Source organism: Clostridium sartagoforme (genome assembly GCF_039521405.1).
Taxonomy (GTDB): domain Bacteria; phylum Bacillota; class Clostridia; order Clostridiales; family Clostridiaceae; genus Clostridium; species Clostridium sartagoforme.
Genome location: NZ_BAAACH010000037.1, coordinates 40,045 through 66,809, shown reverse-complemented (window position 1 = coordinate 66,809; position 26,765 = coordinate 40,045). Strand labels below are relative to the sequence as shown.

22 protein-coding genes are annotated in these 26,765 nt (G+C 26.0%); 21 read left to right on the top strand and 1 reads right to left on the bottom strand.

Features of this window, described 5'->3' with window-relative positions; all coding sequences use genetic code 11:
* Positions 1 to 161: 161 nt before the first annotated feature.
* The 15 genes from ABDZ60_RS14195 (at position 162) to ABDZ60_RS14125 (ending at position 18,956) form a co-directional block, all read left to right on the top strand.
* Positions 162 to 2,207 carry a YgiQ family radical SAM protein gene (locus ABDZ60_RS14195; protein ID WP_343778927.1) on the top strand — a complete coding sequence of 682 codons (2,046 nt, stop codon included), beginning with the start codon at positions 162 to 164 and terminating at the stop codon, positions 2,205 to 2,207.
* Positions 2,208 to 2,250: 43 nt separating this feature from the next.
* Positions 2,251 to 3,054 (top strand): RelA/SpoT domain-containing protein, encoded by an 804-nt coding sequence (locus ABDZ60_RS14190; protein WP_343778925.1) that lies wholly within the window; start codon positions 2,251 to 2,253, stop codon positions 3,052 to 3,054.
* 192 nt (positions 3,055 to 3,246) lie between these two features.
* On the top strand, positions 3,247 to 3,564 hold the full coding sequence (locus tag ABDZ60_RS14185) for an ArsR/SmtB family transcription factor (protein WP_343778923.1): 318 nt from the start codon (positions 3,247 to 3,249) through the stop codon (positions 3,562 to 3,564).
* A gap of 19 nt (positions 3,565 to 3,583) precedes the next feature.
* Entirely contained in the window at positions 3,584 to 4,921 is a 1,338-nt protein-coding gene (locus ABDZ60_RS14180) for an MATE family efflux transporter (RefSeq protein WP_343778921.1), read from the top strand.
* Positions 4,896 to 7,199 (top strand): bifunctional glutamate--cysteine ligase GshA/glutathione synthetase GshB, encoded by a 2,304-nt coding sequence (gene gshAB / locus ABDZ60_RS14175; RefSeq protein ID WP_343778919.1) that lies wholly within the window; start codon positions 4,896 to 4,898, stop codon positions 7,197 to 7,199. The genes ABDZ60_RS14180 and gshAB overlap by 26 nt, the downstream gene beginning before the upstream one ends.
* Before the next feature lie 306 nt (positions 7,200 to 7,505).
* Positions 7,506 to 8,543, top strand: coding sequence for a M42 family metallopeptidase (locus ABDZ60_RS14170; protein ID WP_343778917.1), 1,038 nt, complete (start codon positions 7,506 to 7,508; stop codon positions 8,541 to 8,543).
* A gap of 105 nt (positions 8,544 to 8,648) precedes the next feature.
* On the top strand, positions 8,649 to 9,149 hold the full coding sequence (locus tag ABDZ60_RS14165) for a DedA family protein (protein ID WP_047000687.1): 501 nt from the start codon (positions 8,649 to 8,651) through the stop codon (positions 9,147 to 9,149).
* 21 nt (positions 9,150 to 9,170) lie between these two features.
* A complete protein-coding gene (locus ABDZ60_RS14160; RefSeq protein WP_343778915.1) occupies positions 9,171 to 9,773 on the top strand; it encodes an HAD family hydrolase in 603 nt (200 codons plus the stop codon).
* A 123-nt stretch (positions 9,774 to 9,896) separates the two neighbouring features.
* Positions 9,897 to 11,342: a DEAD/DEAH box helicase gene (locus ABDZ60_RS14155; protein WP_343778913.1), complete on the top strand. Its 1,446-nt coding sequence runs from the start codon at positions 9,897 to 9,899 to the stop codon at positions 11,340 to 11,342.
* Between the two features lie 240 nt (positions 11,343 to 11,582).
* Entirely contained in the window at positions 11,583 to 13,658 is a 2,076-nt protein-coding gene (locus ABDZ60_RS14150; RefSeq protein WP_343778911.1) for a sensor domain-containing protein, read from the top strand.
* 48 nt (positions 13,659 to 13,706) lie between these two features.
* Complete coding sequence (locus ABDZ60_RS14145; protein ID WP_016206052.1) at positions 13,707 to 13,982, top strand: ATP cone domain-containing protein; 276 nt, start codon at positions 13,707 to 13,709, stop codon at positions 13,980 to 13,982.
* A 95-nt stretch (positions 13,983 to 14,077) separates the two neighbouring features.
* Positions 14,078 to 14,890 carry a sugar-phosphatase gene (gene yidA / locus ABDZ60_RS14140; RefSeq protein WP_016206051.1) on the top strand — a complete coding sequence of 271 codons (813 nt, stop codon included), beginning with the start codon at positions 14,078 to 14,080 and terminating at the stop codon, positions 14,888 to 14,890.
* A 243-nt stretch (positions 14,891 to 15,133) separates the two neighbouring features.
* Positions 15,134 to 16,972 carry an asparagine synthase (glutamine-hydrolyzing) gene (gene asnB / locus ABDZ60_RS14135; RefSeq protein WP_343778908.1) on the top strand — a complete coding sequence of 613 codons (1,839 nt, stop codon included), beginning with the start codon at positions 15,134 to 15,136 and terminating at the stop codon, positions 16,970 to 16,972.
* Positions 16,973 to 17,143: 171 nt separating this feature from the next.
* Entirely contained in the window at positions 17,144 to 17,941 is a 798-nt protein-coding gene (locus tag ABDZ60_RS14130) for a DUF4037 domain-containing protein (RefSeq protein ID WP_016206049.1), read from the top strand.
* A 160-nt stretch (positions 17,942 to 18,101) separates the two neighbouring features.
* Positions 18,102 to 18,956, top strand: coding sequence for a CorA family divalent cation transporter (locus tag ABDZ60_RS14125; RefSeq protein WP_016206048.1), 855 nt, complete (start codon positions 18,102 to 18,104; stop codon positions 18,954 to 18,956).
* Between the two features lie 106 nt (positions 18,957 to 19,062).
* Here ABDZ60_RS14125 and alr read toward each other — a convergent pair whose 3' ends face one another.
* Complete coding sequence (gene alr, locus ABDZ60_RS14120) at positions 19,063 to 20,220, bottom strand: alanine racemase (RefSeq protein ID WP_343778905.1); 1,158 nt, start codon at positions 20,218 to 20,220, stop codon at positions 19,063 to 19,065.
* 223 nt (positions 20,221 to 20,443) lie between these two features.
* Here alr and pdxR point away from each other — a divergent pair, with 223 nt between their 5' ends.
* From pdxR to ABDZ60_RS14090, 6 genes are all read left to right on the top strand, one after another.
* Positions 20,444 to 21,838 (top strand): MocR-like pyridoxine biosynthesis transcription factor PdxR, encoded by a 1,395-nt coding sequence (pdxR, locus tag ABDZ60_RS14115; protein ID WP_343778903.1) that lies wholly within the window; start codon positions 20,444 to 20,446, stop codon positions 21,836 to 21,838.
* A 77-nt stretch (positions 21,839 to 21,915) separates the two neighbouring features.
* Positions 21,916 to 23,103, top strand: a complete 1,188-nt coding sequence (locus ABDZ60_RS14110) for a pentapeptide repeat-containing protein (protein ID WP_047000694.1) — start codon at positions 21,916 to 21,918, stop codon at positions 23,101 to 23,103.
* A 469-nt stretch (positions 23,104 to 23,572) separates the two neighbouring features.
* A complete protein-coding gene (locus ABDZ60_RS14105; RefSeq protein ID WP_016206042.1) occupies positions 23,573 to 24,049 on the top strand; it encodes a DUF2975 domain-containing protein in 477 nt (158 codons plus the stop codon).
* Positions 24,050 to 24,128: 79 nt separating this feature from the next.
* Complete coding sequence (locus ABDZ60_RS14100; RefSeq protein WP_016206039.1) at positions 24,129 to 24,623, top strand: DUF2975 domain-containing protein; 495 nt, start codon at positions 24,129 to 24,131, stop codon at positions 24,621 to 24,623.
* A gap of 14 nt (positions 24,624 to 24,637) precedes the next feature.
* Positions 24,638 to 24,844, top strand: coding sequence for a helix-turn-helix domain-containing protein (locus tag ABDZ60_RS14095; protein WP_016206038.1), 207 nt, complete (start codon positions 24,638 to 24,640; stop codon positions 24,842 to 24,844).
* 41 nt (positions 24,845 to 24,885) lie between these two features.
* Positions 24,886 to 26,736: a DUF4153 domain-containing protein gene (locus tag ABDZ60_RS14090; protein ID WP_343778898.1), complete on the top strand. Its 1,851-nt coding sequence runs from the start codon at positions 24,886 to 24,888 to the stop codon at positions 26,734 to 26,736.
* The last annotated feature ends 29 nt before the right edge of the window (positions 26,737 to 26,765 follow it).

Below are 26,765 nucleotides of genomic sequence, written 5' to 3'. Positions count from 1 at the left end.
AATAATTTATTTTTTGTGTGGATTAATAAAATATAAAAAATAAATGCTTAAATTGATTTAAAATGTTATAATCATTAGACGTAATGTTAATATTGATATGTAGAAGAGTAATACGAAAACTTTAAGTATCAATTGTCAATTTTAAAAAAGTGGGTGTTTAAATGTCAAATAACAGATTTTTACCAATCAGTAAAGAAGATATGCAAGAACGTGGATGGGAACAATGTGATTTTATTATAGTTACAGGTGATGCTTATATAGATCATCATAGTTTTGGAACAGCAATTATTTCAAGAGTTTTAGAAAGTGCAGGATACAAAGTGGGTATAATTCCACAGCCGGATTGGCATAGTACAGATGACTTTATGAAACTTGGAAGACCAAGGCTTGCTTTCTTAGTTAATGGTGGAAATATGGACCCTATGGTTAATCATTATACTGTAAGTAAGAGAAAAAGAGATAAAGATCTTTATACCCCAGGTGGGAAAATGGGTGCAAGACCAGATAGAGCTACAATAGTTTATTGTAATAAAATAAAAGAAGCTTATAAAAATATAGATATAGTTATAGGTGGCCTAGAAGCCAGTTTAAGAAGATTAGCTCACTATGATTATTGGGATAATAACGTAAGAAATTCAATACTTATAGATAGTGGTGCTGACCTTTTAATATATGGAATGAGTGAAAAGCAAATTGTAGAAGTTGCAAATTCGTTAAATGATGGATTTGAAGCAAAATACATAAGACATATAAATGGAACTACATATGCAATAGATTCATTAGAAGAAATTTATGGTGATTATAAATTGTTACCTTCAAGAGAAGAAGTTACAAAGGATAAGATGAAATATGCTGAAGCTTTTAAAATACAGTACGAAGAGCAAGATCCGGTAAGAGGAAAAGTTCTTGTGCAGAAGCATGGAGATAGATATATAGTTTGTAACACTCCAGAGATGCCACTTACAAGAGAAGAATTAGACAAGGTTTATTCTCTTCCTTATACTAAAGAATGTCATCCTATATATGATGAATTTGGAGGAATTGCAGCTTTAGAAGAAGTTAAATTTAGTATAGTAAGCTCAAGAGGATGCTTTGGTAACTGTTCATTTTGTGCAATTACATTTCATCAAGGAAGAGCAGTTCAAAGTAGAAGTGAATCATCTATATTAGATGAAGCGGTTGAAATAACAAATCTTAAAGACTTTAAGGGATATATACATGATGTTGGAGGACCAACAGCAAACTTTAGAAAGCCAGCTTGTAAAACTCAGCTTACTATAGGTGCATGTAAGAGCAAACAATGTTTAACTCCAAAGCCATGTAAAAACTTAATAGTAGATCATAGTGAATTCTTAGGACTATTAAGAAAAATAAGAAAGCTTCCTAAAGTAAAGAAGGCCTTTGTTCGTTCAGGCTTAAGATATGATTATATAATGGCAGATAGGGACGATACATTCTTTAGAGAACTTGTTGAGCATCATGTTAGTGGACAGTTAAAAGTCGCACCAGAACATGTTGCACCTAATGCTTTAAAATATATGGGTAAGCCATCGGGTGATACTTATGATAGGTTTAGAGAAAAGTTCTTTAAGATAAATAAGCAATTAGGAAAAGAACAATATTTAATACCGTACTTGATGTCAAGCCATCCAGGTAGTGGATTAAACGAAGCAATAGAACTAGCTGAATATTTAAGAGATACCAAATATCAACCAGAGCAAGTTCAAGATTTCTATCCAACTCCAGGAACTTTATCAACTGCTATGTTTTATACAGGTATAAATCCTATAACTGGCGAAGATGTTTATGTTCCTAAGACAAGAGAAGAAAAGGCTATGCAAAGAGCACTTCTTCAATTTAAAAATCCTAAGAACTATAATTTAGTTCATGATGCTCTAGTTAAAGCAGGAAGAGAAGATTTAATAGGAAATGGTCCTAAGTGCTTAATAAAATCGAAAGCTGATAGATATATTTCTAAAATGAAAAAAGAAGAATCAATATCTAAAGTAAATTCAAAATCAAGAAAATCAAACTCTAAGTTAAACTCAAAATCAAGCTCTTCCTCAAGGTCCGGAGTAAAATCAAATGCAAAAGAAAATAAACTTACTTCAAATGGAAAATTAACTACTAGAGATAAACATGATGGGTTTAAAGGGAAAAAATCTAGTCCAAGAAATAGCAAGAGTATTAGTAGACAAGGAAGATAAATTGAAATATATAATAATCCTATAGCCAAAGGAGAATAAGTAAATGAAAAAGAGTTTTAGAATAGATGAATTTATATTAAAATATCCATATATAGAAAAAATAATTAAAGAAAACAGTATAGATATTGAAGTTTTAAAGGATATTTATAATGATTTTGTAGCTTATGAGATGTCTTATGACAATCAAGCAGATTTTATATCTAATATTTTACGATCTCAGCCGGCAATCCATTCCGTAAAATCACGAATAAAGGATCCAGATAGGTTAATCGAAAAAGTTATAAGAAAAACTCAAGATAGAAAACTAAAATATGGTGATGACTTTCAATTCACTTTAGAAAATTACAAAAATGAAATAAATGATTTAATTGGGATTAGGGTTATACACATATTTAAAGATCAATGGCAAGATATTCATGAATTTATCACTAAGACTTGGAAGGTTATTGAGGTTACTGCAAATGTAAGAGAAGGGGATAATACTAAGAAGTTTGAAGAACTAGATATTGAAGTAAGATCAAGAATATCAGGATATAGATCTGTTCATTATTTAGTTGAGTTTTATCCAACTAATGAAAAAGTTATAGCTGAAATTCAAGTTAGAACAATATTTGAAGAGGGATATGGTGAAATAGATCATAGATTAAGATACTCACATATAGAAATACCGGAAATATTAAAATCAAATCTTCTTTTATTTAACAGAATTGTAGGAAGTGCTGATGAAATGGCATCTTTAATTAATGATCTTAGTAAAGAATGGTTTAACAAAGAGGAAGAATTTTTAAAAGTTATAGAAGAGCAAAAAGAAGAGCTAGATAAACTAAAAAGTTTAAGTAAAAAGTAGCAAGGTAAAGTGATATTATATTTTTATATAAAGATATAATATCACTTTTATTTTATAATTTTATTATACAATTAATGAAATTATATTGACTAAATATAGATAATAATCTATATTTAAGTATGATATATATAGATATGTGTCTATATATTTTAAGATTAATATATAGACACATATCTATATAAGGAGGTTACTATGATTAAAAACTATGAAAAAAATATAAGAATATTTAAAGCTCTTGGAGAAATAAATAGAGTAAAAATCATAGATATGTTATCAAGTGGTGAAAAATGTGCCTGCATAATATTAGAAAGTTTTCATTTTACTCAACCAACATTATCACATCATATGAAAGTTTTAATAGATTGTGGAATAGTAAAATGTAGAAAAGAAGGAACCTGGATATATTATAGCTTAGATAATGAAATTTGTAATGATCTTATGAAATTTCTAAATATAATATTAAATAGTAAAGAAAAATGTATATGTAGCGTAAATAAAAAGTCAGAATAAATTTAGAGTAGGAGAAAATATGAAAAAGATAGATCTTACAAAAGGGAAAGTTCTTAATGTTTTGATAACTTTAGCAATTCCTATAATGGCAAGTTCATTTCTACAATTTGCATATAATATAATTGATATGATATGGGTTGGAAATCTTGGGAGTGATGCAGTAGCAAGTATAGGTTCGGCGAGTTTTTTTATTGGACTTGGTAATTCTATTAACTCTTTTGTTGTAATAGGTACAGGAATAAAGGTATCTCATGCAATAGGTGAAAAAAAGGAAAATGAAGTTAAGGAGTATATATCTTCAGGCATAATTCTAAATTTGTTTGTTGCATTAATATATTGTATTGTAGTTTTAATATTTGGTAGAAATCTTATAGGATTTTTAAATACAGGGAATCCTATAGTGGAAAATGAAGCATATAAGTATTTGGCTATAAATGGACCAATTTTATTCTTTTCATTCTTTAATACTTTATTTATTAGAATTTTTAATAGTTTTGGAAATAATAAAAGTGCTTTAATAATAAATATTATAGGTATAGTAGTAAATATAATTTTAGATCCTATATTTATATATGGCTTAAAATTAGGAGTAAGTGGAGCTGCTATAGCTTCTTTAATAGGAACAGTAATAGTTTTTCTATTACTTTTATATAATGGAAAAACAGTTTTAAAAATAAATAAGGAAAATATAATAGATATAATAAAGATAAAAGAAATAACAATTTTAGGGACTCCAATGGCCATGCAAAGAATTTTATTTACATTAATAAATATAATTTTAGCTAGGATAGTTGGAGGATTTGGATCAGAGGCAATAGCTGCACAAAAAATTGGACTTCAAATAGAATCAATAATTTATATGGTTATTGGTGGATTAAATGGAGCCATAACAAGTTTTGTAGGACAAAATTATGGAGCAAAGCAATTTAGAAGAATAAATCAAGGATATAATACATCAGTAGGTATTGGAGCTATATATTCTTTATTTATAACAATAATTTTTATATTTACTCCAGAAGTTTTAGTCAAATTATTTATTAGGGAACAAAATACTATTCATATTGCAAGTAATTATCTAAGAATTATAGGAGTATCTCAGATATTTTCAACTATAGAAATGATATCGAATGGAGTTTTTACAGGCCTTGGATTACCTAAAATCCCAGCAATAATAAGTATAGTTTTTACAATACTAAGGATACCTATAGCTTTAATACTAATAAGGTTTTTTGATGTAAATGGAATATGGCTAGCAATATCAATTTCAAGTATTTTAAAAGGAGTTATATCTTATTTGATTTATAAATTAAGAATATGGAAGGAGTACAAAGATGTTAAATGTGATCAAATCACTTGAATATAAAAATAAATTATTAAAAGGAAATTTTGGGGTAGAGCGTGAAACACTTAGAATAGATAGAGAAGGGAAATTGGCATTAACTAAGCATCCTAAAGTATTTGAATGTAAAATCAGTCATCCATATATAACAACTGATTTTTCAGAAAGTCAAATAGAGCTTATAACTCCTACCGTAAATACAGTAGAAGAGACCTATAGTTTTTTAAATTTACTTTATGATATTACAGCTTTAGAAATAAAAGATGAACTTCTTTGGCCTCAATCTATGCCATGCAGTATTCCAGAAGATGATTTTATTCCAGTTGCAGATTATGGAGATTGTGGTAACGGGAAAGGTGCAAGTGACTATAGAAAAAAGCTACTAAAAAAATATGGTGGGAAAAAACAATTAATATCAGGAATACATTATAATTTTTCCTTTAATGAAGAATTAATAAAGGACTTATATAAACTTTTGAGAAAAGAAGAAGACTATAGAGAGTTTAGAGATAATATTTACTTAAAAGTAGTTAGAAACTATTTAAGATATAGATGGCTTCTTATATATTTATTAGGTGGAACTACTATAATGCATGAAAGCTTTGGTGATAAGTGCGTAGTAAACTTAGATAAAGTATCAAAAGATGGTTTTAGTAATGATGGAGTAGTATCTTATAGGAATAGTGAATGTGGATATAAAAATCCTATAGATTTATATCCAGACTACAGTTCAGTTAAAGATTATGTTACAAGTGTTAATAGATTTATAGATGATAAACTTATAGATAGTCATAAAGAGTTATATACACAGATAAGATTAAAAGCAATAGATAACACAAAATTCTTAGAGTCTTTATTAAATGATGGAATAAATTACTTGGAAATAAGAAGTATAGATATAAATCCATTTAGTAAGGCTGGAATATCCTTAGAAGACTTGAATTTTATAAATATATTCACTATATACTTACTTATAAAAGAGGAAAGTTCTTATGAAACTTGGCAACAAGAAGCTCAAAATAATCAAAATATAATTTCTATGTATGGGCAAATGGATGTGGTTTTAAATAAAAATGGAAAGACTATATCTAAGAAAGACTGGGCTTTAGAGATATTAAGCGAAATCAGAGTTATGAATAATGAGTTATGTTTAGGTAAGGAAGAAGTAGTAGATAACATGATAGAAAAGGTATTAAATCCTAAATTAACCTATGCATATAAACTTTCAGAAATGGTTAAGAAAGAAGGATTTTTAGAAGGACATATTAAATTAGCAAAAGAATATCGTGAAGATGCCTATAAAAACAGGTTTAAATTAGAAGGTTTTGAGGATTTAGAATTATCAACACAAATACTAATGAAAGAAGCCATAAAAAGAGGTATAAAAGTCGATTTAATAGATAGAAGTGAAAATTTTATTTCATTACAAAAAGGAAATCATATAGAATATGTAAAACAAGCAACAAAAACTTCTAAAGATAGTTATATAACAATTCTAATGATGGAAAATAAAGTTGTTACAAAAGAAATCTTAAATAAAAATAATATTAAAGTTCCTTCAGGTTTTGAATTCTTTTCTCTAAATGAAGCACTTGAAAGTGTTAATAAATTTGTAAATAAATCAATAGTTGTTAAACCTAAGTCAACAAATTTTGGTATAGGAATATCTATATTTAAAGATGGAGCAGGAGAAGAAGATATTAAAGAAGCCTTTAAAATTGCTTTTGAAAATGATACTACAGTTCTAGTTGAAGAATTTATAGAGGGAAAAGAATATAGGTTTTTAGTTGTTGGAGATGAAGTTCCAGGAATACTTCACAGAGTTCCAGCTAATGTTATAGGAGATGGAAAAAGCACTATAACAAAACTTGTAGAAGAAAAGAATAAAAGTTCACTAAGAGGTAAGGGATATAAAACCCCACTAGAAAAAATCAATTTAGACAATAATGTAAAGTTATTTTTAAAGCAAGAAAATAAAGATTTTGAATACATTCCTCAAAAGGATGAAATTGTATATCTTAGAGAAAATTCTAATATTAGTACTGGTGGAGATAGCATAGACTATACAGATTTAATACCTAAAAAGTTTAAGGATATAGCAGTAAATTCAGCAAAAGCTGTAGGTGCTAATATTTGTGGTGTTGATATGATGATAAAAGACTACAAAGATGAAAATTCAAATTATGCAATAATAGAGCTTAATTTTAATCCTGCTATTCATATTCACTCATATCCATATAAAGGAGAAGAAAGAGAGATTGCCAAGGGAATACTTGAGTTATTAAATTTTATTTAGCCTAAAACTTATATTAGATATAGTTTCTTTTAAATAAGAGAACAGGTTTAGTTGGTTCACAGTGCACAGTTTCTTCGATAAAGTAACAGTTTAGTTAGTTGTCAGTTGGAGAAATTTATATAGTTAACGTTGAAGAGTTTTAGAGAGCAAAAGAGCTTTTAGTACAAAATATATTGTATTAAAGGCTCTTTTCACTATCTTACTTCGCATTTTATAAAATTGATTTATTAAATATTAAAGTTATAGAAATAATAATATTATAATGATAAAATTGATTTAGAAAATTAATGGAGGAGGAGTAAATATATGAGTTTTAAGATTAATAAGGAATATGTATTAAATACAGCAAAGAGAATATTAGAATTTGATAGTCCAACTGGATTTTGTTTTGATATTATGAATATTATTGAGGAAATAGCTACAAGCTTTGAGTATAAATTTGAAAGAACAAATAAAGGTTGTGGAATAATTACTATTGAAGGTCAACAAGAAGGGAAAGTTATAGGACTTTCTGCTCATGTTGATACTTTAGGTGCAATGGTGAGATCCATAACTAATAATGGGACTTTGAAGTTTACATTGCTTGGAGGTCCAATACCTGCAACTTTAGATAGTGAGTATTGTAAAATAAGAACAAGAGAAGGAAAAATATATACAGGAACATTTTTAAGTACAAGTCCAGCTGCTCATGTTTATGCAGATAGTAAGGACAAAAAGCGTGATCCAGAAAATATGGAAGTTAGAATAGATGAAAGAGTTTTATGTAAAAAAGATGTTGAAGAATTAGGAATTTGTTCAGGAGATTTTATATTCATAGATACAAAAACAATTATAACAGAAAGTGGATTTATAAAATCAAGATTTATAGACGATAAGGGTAGCGTAGCTGCATTGATGGGGTTATTAGAATTCTTAAACAGAGAAAAAGTAATACCTAAATATAAAACTAAAATATTTATTTCAACATATGAAGAGGTTGGTCATGGCTCATCATATATTCCACAAGATATAACTGAAATGATAGCTGTAGATATGGGATGTATTGGTGATGATTTAACTTGCACAGAATATGATGTATCAATTTGTGCTAAGGATTCAGGTGGACCTTATGACTATAATATGGTAACTAATTTGATAAATATAGCAAAAGAAAATAAATTAAGTTATGCTGTTGATATATATCCGTTTTATGGTTCAGATGTTGGAGCTGCATTAAGAGGTGGGAATGATATAAGAGGAGCACTTATAGGACCAGGAGTTCATGCATCTCATGGAATGGAGAGAACCCACTATGAGGCTTTAGAAAATACAATAAAACTACTTATTGGATATATAATTCAGTAAATATACAGATAGAGTTAAGTAAATATTAAGAATCTTTATATTTAATATTAAGAAAGATAGGGTATAATAACATTCATTAAATATAAATTTGGAGTGTAAATAAATATGGATAAGATACAAATAATAATAGAATATTTCTCAACATATGGATTAATATTTTTGTTTGTAGTTATATTTTTAGAATATTTAAATTTCCCCGGATTAGGGGCAGCAATAATAATGCCTGCGCTAGGAATAGCAATTGCTAAGGCGGGAATAAATTTTTTTGTAGCTTTAGGAATATCTATCTTAGCAGGAGCCTTAGCAAGTTATATTTTATTTGCCCTATCTTATTGGTTTGGAGGACCTATATTAACAAAAGTGTATAATAAATTTCCTAAATCTCGGAAATCTATTGATAAAGTATGCTTTTATGTAGAGAATTATGGTGATAAAGGAGTTTTAATAACAAGGTTAATTCCAGTGGGAAGAACTCTAATACCTTTTGTAGCTGGGATGTTTAGAATGAACATAATAAAATTTTCAATATATTCAACAATAGGAATAGCTATTTGGAATGCGGTATTTATATATGCAGGGTATGCTTTTGGGTATTGGTTTATTTAGAAAGTGATGGGGGAGAAATTAATGTATAAGAACATAATTTTTGATATTGGGAATGTATTACTAAGTTTTAATCCAAAGGAATATTTAAGAGAAAAAATAGGAGAACAAAAGTTAGAAGACATATATAAAGCCATTTTTGAAAGTCAAGAATGGGTTATGTTAGATAGAGGAACTATAACAGAAGAAGAAGCAGTAAAAAATATAATTCAAAGAAATAATTTATATGCTACTGAAATTGAATTAGCATTTACAGATTGGTATGGATTATTAAAGCCAATTGAAGAAACTGTAGAGATATTAAAAGATCTAAAAAATAATAATTATAAAGTATTTTATTTATCTAATTTTCATGATTTAGCATTTAAGGAAGTAAATAAAAGGAACTCTTTCTTTAAAGTTTTTGATGGAGGAGTAGTATCTTATGAAGAAAAACTAATTAAACCAGAAGAAGCTATATATAATTTAATTCTAGATAAATATAATTTGATTGCAGAAGAATCTATATTTATTGATGATACAAGAGCAAATATAGAAGGTGCAAAAAAACTTAATATAAAGACTTTATTATTTGAAGCACCAGAGAAATTAAGGAAAGATTTAAAACAATTAAATATAAATATTTAATAGATAGAGTAGGGACTAAGTTTATATTAATGTAGTCTCTACTTTTTATTATAATATCTGTCATTGTTAAATTTAGTGCTATAGGGTAAAATAAATAATAGTTTAAAAAAGTGAGGTAAATTAATGGTTATAGATAATTTTAAAAATATGAAATTAAGTGAAGAAATTCTTAAGGCATTGAAAAATTTAGGCTTTGAAAAACCTTCAGAAGTTCAGCAAGAAGTTATTCCATATATGTTAAAAAAAAGAGATTTAGTAGTAAAATCTCAAACTGGAAGTGGTAAAACAGCAAGTTTTGGCATTCCATTATGTGAATTAGTAAATATAGAAGAAAATAAGGTGAAAGCTTTAATATTAGTTCCAACTAGAGAACTTGCAATGCAAGTAAAAGAAGATATATCTAACATAGGAAGACTAAAAAAAGTTAGATGTGCAGCTATATTTGGAAAACAACCTTTTAATGAACAAGTAAGAGAACTTAAACAAAGAGTACACATAGTATGTGGGACTCCAGGTAGAGTAATAGATCATATAGAAAGAGGAAATTTAAATATAGAGAATATTGAATTTGTAGTAATAGATGAAGGGGATAAAATGCTTAATATGGGATTTATAGATCAAATTTCCGAAGTATTAAAAAGATTACCTAATTCAAAAAATACTGCTTTATTCTCAGCAACAATACCACAAGAAATAGAAGGGTTATATTCTAAATATATGAATGATCCACTAGTTCTAAATATAAAATCAAAAGCATTTAATAGAGATAAAATAATAGAGAAATATATAAGTGTAGATAAAGAAGAAAAATTTAAGTTTTTATTAAAGTCCTTATATGCCTGGACAGATGAATCTGCAATAATTTTTTGTAATACAAAGGATTCAGTTAAAAACTTAAGTACATTATTAAAAAAAGAAAAAATTAACGCAAGAGAATTACATGGAGATATGGAGCAAAAAGAAAGATTATCAACAATGGATAGTTTTAAAAATAAGGAGTTTAAGGTATTAGTAGCAACTGATATAGCAGCAAGAGGAATACATATAAACCATATAACAAATGTTTTTAATTATGAAGTTCCAATGGAAAAGGAAAGTTATGTACATAGAATAGGGAGAAGTGGAAGAGATAATAAAAAGGGGCTAGCTATATCTTTAGTAGGAAAAAATGAAAATAGATTTTTACAAGAGATAGAGGAGTACATTAATTATAAAATAGAAGAAATAAAAATACCTTCTTATGAAGAAATAATAGATGGAAGAAAAAGATTTTTTGAGAATCAGAAAAATAATTATGGAAACCAAATAAGTACAAAGAAAAATATTCATAGCGAAGTAATAAAAATACACTTATCAGCTGGTAAAAAGAAAAAAATAAGAAATATAGATATATTAGGAGCTTTAAGTAATTTGGAAGAACTAACTGGAGAAGATATAGGTATAATAGACGTTCAAGATGGATATTCATTTGTAGATATTTTAAATGGTAAAGGAAATATACTTTTAAAGAGATATAAAGAAATAAAATTAAAAGGTAAAGTAGTTAAAATCAGTAAGGCTAAAAGTTAATAGAGATAGTATTTCAATTTTTTTACAAGAGATATGTTATATTTATTTATAGTATAATATATCTCTTGTTTTTTGTGTTAACAAAAAATGAATATAATATGGTATTTATGTTTATTTATTCATATAAATTATTAATTAATATATATTAATTGAATTATCAAGTAAAAGTATTGAATGATATATACAAAAAATTGTATAATAAAACAAAGAAGAATTATAAGAATTGGGATGGTGGAAAATTTGAAGCTTTCAAAGAAATTAGCTACATTTTTATTCTATTCCACATTATCTATATCTATTATTATAATTGCAATATTTTTAAATATAATTTACAAATTAAAAAGTGCTTCTGTAGTCTTTATTATAGATTACAGGCTAATATCCTTTTTTATAATATTTTTAATGGTTATTTTAAATATAAGCACATATATATTCATCAATAAAAATGTAATAAAAAGATTAACAGTAATTAAGCAAAATATAAACGAATCAAGTTTACTTGAAGAAGAAAATATTATAAACCTTGAAGACGATGAAATAAATTGCATTTATGATAAAGTGAATGCTCTTAGTAATGAAGCTAATGTAACTAAGAAAAAACTTATAAATACAATTAATAATTTAAAAGAAGAAGAAAAAAATTATTCTAATATATTAAATGCAATGTCTAATGCATTTTTCTCTTTGAAAGCTATAGTAAATGATAAGGGAGAATATATAGATGGTGAAATTACGGATGTAAATCTTGCAGGAATGGAGCTATTGGGATTATCTAGAAAAGAAATTATTAACAATAGATTTTCTAACTTATATATGAATTTCTATAGAGATGAAGAAGAGATAATACAAATATTTAAAAGAATTAAAAAATCAAAATCGGAATGTATTGCACGAGAAATAAACATAATAGATGATAAATGGGGATTAGTATCTGTATACTCACTTAGTGATGGGTATTTTTCTATAATAATAAATAATATTACTGAAATAAAGAAATATGAAAAAAATATGACGTATCTAACTAATTATGATACTTTAACAAACTTATTAAATAGAAATAACTTATTAGAGTATTTAATGGAGTTAACAAATTTAAGTAAAGAATTTAGCATATATTTTATAGATTTAGATAACTTTAAGAATATTAATGATACAGTAGGTCATAATACAGGAGATGAAGTTTTAAGAATAGTATCAGATAGATTGACTCAATTATCCTCAAACAATATAACTGTTGGTAGATTGGGGGGAGATGAATTTATTATAGTAGAAAAGGGAAATTCAGACTCAGAGTCAATTAGAAAGCTTGCTGATAAAATATTGAATTTATTAAATAAAAAAATTCAAATTAATAGATATAGCTTTAATTTAAAAGCAAGTATAGGAATAAGTCACTATCCTAAGCATTCAAGAGATGTATTTACTTTATTAAAATATGCAGATATATCTATGTATAAGGGAAAGCAGGATGGTGGAAACATAGCTAAAATATTTTCTAAAGATATGGTTGAAGAGATAGAATTAGAAAATAAATTAATAACGGCTTTAGATAATAATGAATTTGAAGTATATTATCAACCTATATATAACGTTAAGCAAGAAAAAGTTGTAGGTGCAGAAGCCCTGATTAGGTGGATAATGAGTAATGAAATAATTTCACCTATAAAGTTTATACCATTAGCCAAAAAAAATGGAGAAATAATAAGAATAGATGAATTTGTATTGAAGGAAGCTTGTAAATACTGTGAAAAAATGATAGATTTAGGAGAAAAGGACTTTAAGATATCAGTAAATGTATCTCTTTTAGCATTAAAACAAGAAGATTTCATAGAAAAAACTCTTCAAATATTAAATCAATTTAATATTACTCCTAAATCTATAAAGTTAGAAATAACGGAAGATGAAATAATAGATAATACGGAATTTGTTATTGATGTATTAAATAATTTAAGAAAATTAGGTTTTAAAATATCCTTAGATGATTTTGGAGTGGGTTATTCATCTTTTAATTATATAAAGATGCTACCTTTGGATACAATAAAAATAGATAGAAGTTTATTAATTAGTGTTGAAACTGATAAAAAAACATTAGCAATTATAGAGACATTAATAAAGTTATCACATACTTTAGATTTAGATGTAGTATGTGAGGGGGTAGAAATAAAAAGTCAAATGGATTTACTTAAGGATATAAATTGTGATAAAATACAAGGATTTTATATAAGTAAGCCGTTAAACTCAAAAGACTTCGAGGATTTTGTAGTGAGGTTTAATAATATAAATATTAATAATAAAGAAGTTGCAACAACACTTTAGCTTAATTTTAATAATCTTAAAAATACTTATTATGGGAGGTAGAATTTTATGAAAATAATTAAAAAGAATGGAAGGCTTGAGGACTTTAATATTAAAAAAGTGAAAATAAGTATAGAGAATGCAGCAAGAGATAGTGGAGCAATGGTAAATGAGTCCGATTTAAAAATAATAATTAAGGATGTTGAAAAATATTTGTTAAATATAAGAAAAGATTCTTTAATTACATCAAGCTATGAAGTAATCGGTGTAGTGTTTGAAGTATTAAAAAGAGATGGCTTTAAATCAATTTTAAAAGCTTACATGGAATTTGATAAATTAAGTTAAATTTTATAGTGTTTTTAATCTTAATATAAAAATTCATTTACAATTGTAGTTATGTTATAATCAAAATAACTACAATTATAAACGGAGGACTAAGGATGTATAAATTAGTAGCAATGGACATGGATGGTACTTTACTTAGAGAAGATAAAAGTATATCAGATAGAACTAAGAAGGCTATTCAAGAAGCAAGAGAAAAGGATGTTACGGTAGTATTAGCAACTGGAAGACCAATTGAAGGTGTTTTGAGATATTTGGAAGAATTGGATATGCTTACAGAACATGATTATGTACTTAGTTACAATGGTGCATTAGTTCAAAAAACAAAGAGCAAAGAAGCAATAACTAAAGTGGCACTAAAAGGTTCTGATTTACATTATTTAAAAAAGTTAAGTGATGAATTAGGTGTTAATATTCATGCTTTTTGGGAGAAAAAGGGCTTAATAACTCCTAAAAATAGCAAGTACACAGAAGTTGAAGCTCAAATTAATAATATAGACATTCATGAAATGAATATAGATTCTATAGCTGATGATGAAGTTATGATAAAAATAATGATGATAGATGAAGCAGAGATTTTAGGTCCAGCTATTGAAAAGTTACCTAAAGAAGTATATGAGAAATATACAGTAGTAAGAAGTACACCGTATTTTCTAGAGTTCTTAAATAAAGAGGCAAATAAAGGTGTAGGAGTAGAATTATTAGCAAATCATTTAGGAATTAAAAGAGAAGAAATAATAACATTAGGTGATGCAGGAAATGATATTCATATGATTGAATATGCAGGACTTGGAGTTGCAATGGGAAATGCCTTTGATGAAATAAAAGAAATAGCAGATTACATTACAGATACAAATGAAAATGATGGAGTTGCTAAGGTAATAGAAAAATTCATACTAGGAAATAGCTAAAAGTTAAAAGTTAAAGAGTTAAGGAAATAATTCATATTTGCTGAATTATTGATAATAAAAAGCTTCTTAGGATTTTATCCTAAGAAGCTTTTTTCTATAATCTAGTGAACTAGATTATTTCAACAACTTTTACACTTTTCACTCTTTCAATTTTTAATTTCTCCCCCGTATTTTTAAAGAACTATTGTCAAAACATAATCATATAACTATATATAATAGAGAAATATAGAAAGAAGGATGATTATGTGTGGAATAACAGGATTTATAAATTTTAAGGAAAACATTAAGAATAATATTTCAACCTTAAAAGCTATGACAGATACACTAATTAATAGAGGTCCAAATGCCGAAGGCACTTATATATCAAATAATGTAATGTTTGGACATAGAAGACTTATTGTGGTTGATCCAGAAGGCGGAAAGCAACCTATGAAAAAGGTTATAAATGGAAAAGAATATGTAATTATATATAATGGAGAATTATATAATACAGAAGATTTAAGAAAAGAATTGATAAAAGAAGGATGTACTTTTGAGGCATATTCAGATACAGAAGTATTACTTGTAGCTTATATTAAATGGGGAGTAGATTGTATTAAAAAGCTAAATGGAATTTTTGCTTTTGCAATTTATGATGAAAATGAAAAACGAGTTCTACTTGCAAGAGATGTGATGGGAGTTAAGCCATTATTTTATACTATTAAAAATGGAACATTTATTTTTGGATCAGAAATAAAAGCATTATTTAAGCATCCATATGTTGACCCAGTAGTAGATAAAGACGGCTTAACAGAATTATTTGCTTTAGGACCTGCAGTTATACCAGGAACAACAGTATATAAAGGAATAGAAGAAGTAAAACCAGCTCAATATATAATAGTAAAGGAAGATATTATAAAAAAAGATGTGTATTGGGAACTTAAAGCAGAGATATTTAAAGAAACAGAAGAAGAAGCAGTTGAACATGTAAGGGAATTATTAATTGATGCCATTGATAGACAATTGGTAGGAGATGTACCTCTTTGTACATTTTTATCTGGAGGATTAGATTCTTCAGCTATATCAGCAATTGCAGCGGAAGAGTATAAAAAAAGAAATAAAATATTAACAACTTATTCAATAGATTATGAAGATAATGAAAAATACTTTGAATCATCATTATTTCAGCCAACTTCTGATCAACATTTTGCTGAATTTATGTCAAAATATATAGGAAGTAATCATAGAACTGTTGTATTAAATCATAAAGATTTAGTTACTGCTTTAGAAGATGCTGTAATAGGTAGAGATTTACCAGGAATGGCTGATGTAGATTCATCTTTATATTTATTTTGTAAGGAAGTAAAAAAGGATTTTGTAATAGCATTATCTGGAGAATGTGCTGATGAATTGTTTGGAGGATATCCATGGTTCACAAATGAACAAATGATAAATGCTAAAACTTTTCCTTGGTCTAGATTTATAGGTGAAAGAAAAGCAATATTAAATCCAAGTTTAAAAAACTTAAAAATAGAAGAAGTTGCTCAAGCAGCTTATAGTGATACTTTAAAAGAAGTTCCACATTTGACAGGAGAGAGTAAATTGGAGCATAGGATGAGGGAACTATTTTACTTAAATTTAAGATGGTTTATGGTTAATTTATTAAACAGAAAAGATAGGATGAGTATGGCAAATAGTTTAGAGGTTAGAGTACCTTTTGCAGATTATAGAATAGTAGAGTATGCATTTAATATACCATCAAATATAAAGCTATTAGATGGTAGAGAAAAAGGATTATTAAGAAAGTCATTAGAAGGAATACTACCTAACTCAATAATATATAGAAAAAAGAGCCCATATCCAAAAACTCATAATCCTATATATACTGATATGGTTTGTAGTATAATGACAAGAATATTAGATGACAAATCTTCACCTATTTTAGAAATAATAGATAAAGATAAGGTAAGAGAAATTGTAAATACAAAAGGTACAGCATATAAGACACCTTGGTTTGGTCAATTAATGACAGGACCACAAATGATAGCATATTTAATTCAAATGAATAATTGGTTAAGTGGATATAAAGTAAAGTTAATATAGATTTAATGAGAGCTGCTTAATAACAGCTCTTATTAAAATTCTAAATTATATACAATACTAGTCTTTTATTCAAAAAATACATATAAATAGATTATTTTTTGTATATATTTATAATTCATTTATAAATATATACGTAGTAAAATTTAATAGAGAATAAAAGGGGGAGAGATAATGGATAAAGAACTAGAATTAATTTTAGAAGAGCTAATAAAAGATTTTAAAAATATGAAAGAGGTTGCAGCTATAAGTTTTGCAGGATCTTCTACATCAAAAAGAAATGATTCTTTATCAGATATAGATATTGATATATTTACTTATTCTGATATCTCAGTAGAATTAAGAGAAAAAATAATCAGCAAGTATGCAGAGTATAAAGAAGTAGGAAATGATTATTGGGGGCAAGGTGATGAATTTATATTAAAAAATAAAAATATTCCAATAGATATAGCTTATTTTGGAATATCATGGATAGAAGATATAGTAAATAATATACTGGCTAACTATAATGCATCTGTAGGATACAGTACGTGCTTTTGGTATAATATAAAAAATTCAGATATAATTTTTGATAGAGAAGGAAGATTTGCTAAGTTAAAAGAAATTTCAAACTGCAAGTACCCAGTTAAACTAAAGAAAAATATTATAGAAAAGAATTATCCTTTGTTAAAAAACAATATCTCTTCTTACTATAATCAAATAAGTAAAGCAATAAGTAGAAGTGATATAAATAGTATTAATCATAGACTAGCAGGTTTTATGGCAAGCTATTTTGATATAATATTTGCTATTAATGAGATACCTCATCCCGGAGAAAAAAGACTAATAAATATAATTAAAAATACATGTACTAAAATACCAAAGAATTTTGAAGAAGATATAAATAATATTTTAAAGTCAGCTGGCAATTTAGATAAGGAGTTATTAGTAAAATTAGATTCTTTGATAGATAGCTTAGATGATATAATATAATCTTAAAAGTATTTTATACCTAATTAAAAAATATCTGAAATTTATGGTTATTTAAACAATATAAGTATTTTATCAACCTATGTATTTAAGTGGATAAATATTGTATCTTTATTTTATGGGAACTATAATGTAAATAAAAGCTTTTAGTTAGGATGATATTATGGCAACAGCAATTTATAGAAATGGTAGTATAAAAGAAGGTATAAATATAAGTGAAAAATCTTTAAATGTCGTTGGGTATTTATATAACTCAGATAATTTGAAAAAGACTAGTGACAAAGTTTTTACTAATATTCATAAAGACATAATAATAAGAAGTAAAGAAATGATATTTTTAAAAATACCAGTAGTAATAGATGGAAGCAAGGTTATAGTTGATGCAGTTATTGATAAAGATGAATTTATATTAAACTATGAAAGTGAAATATTAATAGAGTTTCTAAAAGAAAAAATATCCTTGCATGAAAAGATAGATAAGAATATGTTATGTTTATTTTTATTTCAATACTTCTCATATTTATATACTGAAGAATTATTAAGTATAGAAGAGAGGGTAGATGACTTATTTCAAGAAGCGGTTTATAAAGGAAATGCAGATAATAAAGAAATATTAGAAATAAAAAAATCAGTATCTCTAATAAAAAGATTTACTTCCTATTATAAATCCATGTTAACATATTTAGATGATGAATTTAGTTGTTTAGATATTTATAATAAAGTTTTATTAGTACTGGATAACACTTTGAATTTAGTGGATAACATTGAAGCTTCTATATATTCTTGTATTGATATATATAATTCTGAATTATCAAATAAAATGAATAAAACAATGCAGCTTTTGACTGTTATAACAGTATCTACATTGCCTTTAACAATTGTATCAGGAATATTTGGAATGAATTTTCAAAATATGCCGCTATTAAATAGTAGTAATGGATTTATTGTTTCAATAGGTATTACTTTAATTATAGTATTATTAGAATTAATATATTTTAAAAGAAATAATTACTTGTAACTTATAAGAAATTTAAATATTAAAAATTAAAGGAGCTGTAGAAATACAGCTCCTAAATTATACATTCAAACATGATAAAATTTATATATTAAAAAATATACTTTAATTACATAAGATATCTTATACCAAGTGTCTTATAATCTTTTATATATATTCTAGGAGCTCTTCTTCCAATAAGGCAAAGAATTTCATAGCTTATTGTATTTAAAATTTCAGCCATATCGTCAGCATCAAATTTTATAGAACCATCAGAACCAAGTAAAATTACTTCATCATTAAGAGAGACATTTTTTATATCAGTTATATCAATCATAAACTGATCCATACAAACATTCCCTATAATTGGGGCAAATTGTCCATTAATAATGACTTTACCTTTATTAGAAAGGCCTCTAGAATACCCATCAGCATAACCAACTGGCAATGTTGCAACTATTGTTTTTCTTTTTGTTTTAAAGGCTTTACCATATCCAATATATTCATCTTTTTCTACTTCTTTAATGTGAATAATCCTAGTTTTCCATGTTAGAACAGGTTTTATATTAAAGTTAACTTTATCAACTTCATTTGATGGATAATAACCATATTGAATTATGCCAGGTCTTACATAATCATAATGACTATCAGGTAAATCCATTATTGCAGCACTATTAGATAAATTTTTATTATTAACAGGTACTCCTTTTTCACTAAGAACATCCATAAATGAATTATAAATTTCAAGTTGATTTAAAGAATAGCTCTTATCCTTAAAATCTGCAGTGGAAAAATGAGAGAAAATGCTTTCTATTTCTAAGTTATCTAATTTTGATATCTTTACTATTTCTTCTATTGAATTATCATTTTTTCTAAAACCTATTCGGCCCATTCCAGAGTCTATAGCTATATGAATTTTAACTATTTTGTTTAAAAGTTTTGCTTTATTATTAAGGTTTAAAGCAAATTCATAACTAGATATAGTTGGTTCTACATCATAATCTAATAATGCATCTATTGCGTAGTCTTCACTAATTCCAAGTAACATTATAGGAGCTTTAATTTCACTTTCTCTAAGCTCAATTGCCTCTACGATATTTGCAACGGCAAGTCTATCAATTCCATGGTTAAGTAAAATCTTAGATACCTCAACGGCTCCATGACCATAAGCATTTGCTTTTACAACTCCAATTATTTTACTATTATTAGATTTTTTCTTTATCTGCTCTATATTATATATTAAATTATTCAAATTAATTTCTGCCCAAATTGGATGTAATAAATTCATATCTAAAACTCCTTATTATTATTTGACTTGTTAATAATATCATTGATATTATTATATACGTAAACTGAATCTTTGATAAGTACCAGTTTATATTAATTTAATGAGGTCAGTTTTAATTTGCGAAGCAAAATAATTTAAAATGAAAAAATGAAGAAATTACTTTATACTTATTCTCCTCCCCTATTGCCTAAATAGGAACTAGGTAAAATGAAAGGAAATTATTATGGATATTATTGGCATAAACTTAAGACAAAATAGTGAAATTCCTCTATATATACAACTGTATGATTTCATAAAATCTCAGATACAAAATGGAAATTTAAAATCTAATAGTAAGTTACCTTCTAAGAGAAAGCTTTCTAAGTATCTTGATATTAGTCAAAATACTGTTGAAGCAGCTTATGGTCAGCTTATTACTGAAGGATATATAACATCTATTCCTAAAAAAGGTTATTATGTTTCAGAGCTGCAAGGGATAATAAAAATAAATATATCTAACATTACAAATAGTAATAAAAAATCTGTAAAAAAGAAATATAAGTATGAGTTTTTTTCAAGTAGAGTGGATCTTGAAAGTTTTCCTTATTCAACGTGGAGAAAAATAAATAAAGATTTAATTAATGAAGAAAATAAAGAATTATTACAAATAGGTCACTCACAAGGTGATAAAAATTTGCGAGAGACTATTTCGGAGTATTTAAGATTTTCAAGAGGAGTAAATTCTAATGCAGACAATATAGTTATTGGAGCAGGAACAGAATATTTAGTACAGATTTTAATAAGCATTTTGGGAAGTGAAAAAATTTATGCAGTGGAGGAACCAGGATACTATAAAATTAAGAAGATATTAAAAATTAGAAAAACAGAAATTAAGTCTATAAGGTTGGATAATCAAGGAATTGATGTTGATGAATTATACAAAAGCAATGCTGAAATTGTTCATATAACGCCATCACATCAGTTTCCAACAGGTAAAATAATGCCAATAAGCAGACGAATGCAACTTCTAGCTTGGGCAGAAGAAAGTGTAAATCGATATATAATAGAAGATGATTATGATAGTGAATTTAGATTTGAAGGAAAACCAATACCAGCCCTTCAAAGCTTAGATACAAGAGGGAAAGTTATATATATTGGAACATTTTCGAAATCCTTTGCTCCTTCAATTAGAATAGCGTATATGGTGTTGCCAGATGAATTAATAAAAGAATATAGAGAAAATTTCAGTTTTCTAATTTGTACAGTTTCTAGATTAGATCAACAAGCATTATATAGATTTATAGAAGATGGGTATTTTGAAAGACACTTAAATAAAATGAGGAATATTTATAAGAAAAAGAGAGAGTTCTTAGTTTCATTAATCAAAAAATATTTAAGTAATACCGAAATAATAGGAACTAATTCAGGATTACATTTGCTATTAAAGGTTAACAATGGAATGTCAGAAAATGAGCTTATTAAAAATGCAGAAGAAAAAGGGATAAGGATTTTGGGACTATCCAATTCATATGATGATATAAAATTTGATACAAAAACAATTTTCTTAGGATACGCAAGTTTAAATAATAGTGATATGGAAGAGGCTATAATATTATTAAAAAATGCATGGAATATATAACATTTATTCTGATAATTAATTTTTATATAGGAATAATATAAGTAGATTATATGATTATTAAAAGGAGAAATTATATTATGGCTTATATAAATTTTAAAGAAGAGGTATATGTAGCTAAAATTCAATTAGAAAAGAGAGTTATTAATAATGAAAAGTTATTTAATGAAATAAAAGATAGTAATAAGCTATCTAATGATTACATTCCAAATGAAAAGTATAGTTATAGAGAATTTAATGATGTAGTTTTTGGCGGGGGACATTCAAAAAAAGAAGAGGATTTTGAAGAAGTAGGCAATATAGATATAATTTGTACCAAATTTATAAATTGTAAGTTTTCTAACATAAAATTTAGTGGGTGTAGATTTATTGGCTGTAAGTTTACTAATTGTGAATTTATTGGAGGAGGAGCATTATTTCAAGAGTGTATTTTTGTTAAGCAAGAAAGTGATACAATTCCTAATCTCAATAAAGAAGATAATTTATCTTGTGAATTTAATGAATGTAAAATATACGTAAAGTTTTTAAATTGCGATTTAAGTCATATTATATTTAAGAAATGTTATTTAAAAGATACTAATTTTGAATTAAGTGATATGAGCGATGGAATGATTTTTGATTGTGATTTAAAAATGATAATAGTAATAGATACTAATTTATCAGGGGTAAAGATAGTTGGTTCATATATAGAGGATTTGGAGTTTCGAGATAAATATAAAAGTAAATTAGATGAAAAAACTTTTATAGATAAAATAAAGTTAAGAAAAAAGAACAGAGAAGAATATGAAGGAATATATACAGTTTATGAAAATATAGCAGATAAATTTAAAGATAATAACTTAAATAATAATTTTGGAGAATATTATTTCTTATGCAGAAAGACACAAATGAAAGTATTGAAACCTTTACCAAAAATTTCATCATTCTTAGGATTAATAACTTGTGGTTATGGAGAAAGACCTTTATATGCTGCATATTTTTCTTTAGTTGCAATATTTATTTTCTCCATATTATATTTATTATTTGGAATTAAAGTAGATGAAGAAATAATTAGATATACCTGGACAAATGATGGATTTATAATAAGAAAATTCTTAAAGGATTATAATGAAAGTTTAAATTTAAGTGTTGGAATGTTTGCAGCAGTAGGAATGAATGAAGCTCAACCAGCACCAATATCATATATGCTTAGCAATATAGAAATGATAATCGGTGTATTAATGATGGGAATAGGAACAGGATCTTTAGTGAAGAAGATAGTAAGATAGAGACTTTCCAGTATATTCACAAAGTACAGTGTAGTTTTTTATTTAGATAACAAGGAACAAGAATGAGGTCAAAGGGAACAGAGGCAGGTAACAGGGAAGAGGGAACAGATAACAGGTGTGGATTTTGCAAGCAAAATAATTAACAATTTTTATTTTATGCTTTTAATGGGGTTGTTTCAACATTAGGGTTGGAACAACTTTTGTTTCATGATAAATAATAAAATTATATTAATAACAAATAAAAATATATTGTTTTTCAATAAAAAAGACTTGAAAAACAATTAATTAAGTAGTAATCTATAATAGATTCAGAAAGTTAGGTAAAAGCTATGAAAATTACAAAAGAGAAACGTAATTATATATTACTATCGATAATGGGAATAAATATATATTAATTATTACAAGTAGCATTACCAATTTCATACTTTCAAAGGATTATATGATTTTTAGAAAAAATGAGGAGGTTTTTATGAAAAGAGGAACAACACTATTTTTAAAATTAGCCATTACTATTATTGGAATTCCTATTATCGCTTTAGGTATGTTTGGGATGTATTGGTTAGGAAATAATCCAGTAGATTCTAATTATTCATATATATTATATCCTATTTTAATAGGTATATATGCATCAACAATACCATTTTACATTGCATTATACATGGCTTTTAGACTTTTAATTTATATTGATAAAAACAAAGCTTTCTCACTAATTTCCATAAAAGCTTTAAACAATATAAAATACTGCGCAGTAACAATAAGTATCTTATATGTAGCAATAATGCCTTTTGTTTATCTTTTAGCAGATAAAGATGATGCACCAGGGCTTATAATAATTGGAATGGTTCCTATATTTGCTTCAATGATAATTACAGTATTCTCTGCTGTTCTTCAAAGACTTTTACAAGAAGCTATAGATATAAAGTCAGAAAATGATTTAACAGTATGAGGTTAATAAAATAGAAGGAAAAGAGGTGAGTTTTGGTAGGTGGAATACATTTTATATATTCACTTACTAAAGAAAAATTATGAATTTAAAAGATGAAAAGTTTTTATCTAAGATACTGGCAGCAATTTTAAATATTAGCATTGTATTTGGAGTAATTCTTACAATTGGAGTATTTTATACTACATTTTATAAAAGAAATATAGTAGATTTTATTACGAATGAGGGGGTAGTTGTACTATTACTAGTTGTGGGAATAAGCAGTTTATTTTATATAGTATTCCAGCTTAGAGGTATAATAAAAACATTAATATTAGGCGATCCTTTTGTTAGATCAAATGCTATAGCTTTCAAGAAAATATCAATATCATCATTAATTATAGCTTTATGTTATTTAATTAATTTATTTATAAATTCTAATTTTAAAGAATTTAAATTTATATATGTTGATAATATGGGAATCCATACTGATATGGAAGTATTTATATTTTTATTTGCATCAGCCTTTATCTTTATATTATCAAAGGTTTTTGATAAGGCAGTTACCTTTAAAGAAGAAAATGATTTAACAGTATGACAAAGGAGAAAAGCATGGGAATAATCGTAAATTTAGATGTCATGATGGCAAAGCGAAAAATTTCATTAAATGAACTAGCAGAAAAGGTTGGAATAACTAATGCCAATTTATCTATATTAAAAAACAACAAAGCGAAGGCAATTAGGTTTTCTACTTTAGAAGCTATTTGTAGAGAACTCAATTGTCAACCAGGGGATATTTTAGAATTTATAAATGACTGATGAATGTGTTTTGACATTATAAATTATTAATGGAGGTATATATGATTAATGCAGTTGCTTTAGTTTTAATGAAAGATAAAAAACTTCTTTTATTGAAACGTTCAAAAAATCGTCTACCAATAATAACTATGAAAAATGAGGAAACAGAAGAGGAATGTATAAATAGATGGAAACAACAGAATTTTGAATCGGAAAATTTACCTAGTGTTAAATATAATAAAAAAGTAGCTATAGAAGATTATAATATCAGTCTAATTTTTATGGATGCTACCAATCTAGATATAAAAATAATTGATGAAAATTTAGTTTTTGAAGATTGCATGTGGGCAAATAATTTAAATAGATTTGAAAATGAATTATTTAGATATATAATAACTCAATGCGAAATAGAGAATTATAAATCTCCAGCAATCGTATCTTTAAGAGAGTCTGTAAATATGAAAAGTAAGTATAAAGTAAAAAGCCAATTAATAGATTTTGAAAAGACTAAAATGGAGAATAATAAGGCTATAATACTTATTATCTTGTCTTTATTAATTGGGATATTATTTTCAAGATTTATCTTTGGATATTTAGGAGTTTCAGTACCAATATTAACTCTTTTAATGATAGTAATATTTATATTTTCGGTAGATATAAAAACTAATAGTATATTGGGATATTTCTTTTTAGTAATAAGTGTTATTCTATCATGCAGTTATGGAATCTTTACAAATGAATTATTTAGAGCCATGAATATCTTAATTATTCCCATAACATTATTTTCTGGATTTTTATTATTAACATATAATAATATCCCCTTTAAGTTACTAAATTTTGGAGCGGCTTTTTTAGAAATAATTATAGGTCAATCAATAGAAAATACAAGTAAGCTCCCATTAGTAGTTAAAGAAGTATCTAAGAAAAATGATGTAAAAGAAAATAAAAATATGAAATCTATAATAATAGGTTTAGTAATATCAGTACCATTACTTATATTTACAGGAATTTTACTTGCAGGTGCTGATGAAGTTTTTAATTATTATTTGAAAAATATATGGAATTTTCTGAATATCGAAAATATATATGATTTTATATTAAAATTTTTAATAGCAATAATAATTATGTTTTTAGTGTTTGGATTATATTATACTCTTAATTCAACTAAAATAAAAAAGGTTGGAAATGGAAAGATCAATAAATCATTTAATTCAACAACTATAATAACAATATTGGTTTCTCTAATAGCTTTATATTTAACTTTTACTAAGATACAAGTATCATATTTATATTTAAATAAAGAATTGCCAATTGGATTTGATTTTGCACATTATGCAAGAAGTGGATTCTTTCAATTAGTAACTTTAGTGGTAGTAAATATATCAATAATAACAGCAATGAATTTCAAGACAGCAGTTAATAGCATTAAAAGTAAAAATATTTTAAATGTTTTATATAGCTTAATAACAGTATTAACTATAAATATGGGAGCTTCAGCTATATATAAAATGAATTTATATATAAAAGAATTTGGATATACAAGACTAAGAATTCTAGTTCAAGTATTTACTGTATTTTTATGTATTTGTTTAATTACATTGCTTATATTTATATGGAAAAATAAATATTTATTCAAGCCAATAGTAATTGCAGGGTTAGTTATATATGTAGGTTTAAATTATTTTAATATAGATAATTATATAGCTAAACAAAATCTAGAAACAATTAGTACAAAATACGAAATAGATGATGGATATTTATCTACACTATCTTTAGATGCTCAAAATGCAGTAAAAGAAGGATATGAAAAAGGCATAATAGAAAGTCAGTATTATTTTAGATGGTTTAATAAAAAAGTTACTACTAAAAACTGGTACGAATACAATTATTTTAATAACAAAATAATTAGATAAAAATAGTAATAAAATGTGAAGCATTTTTC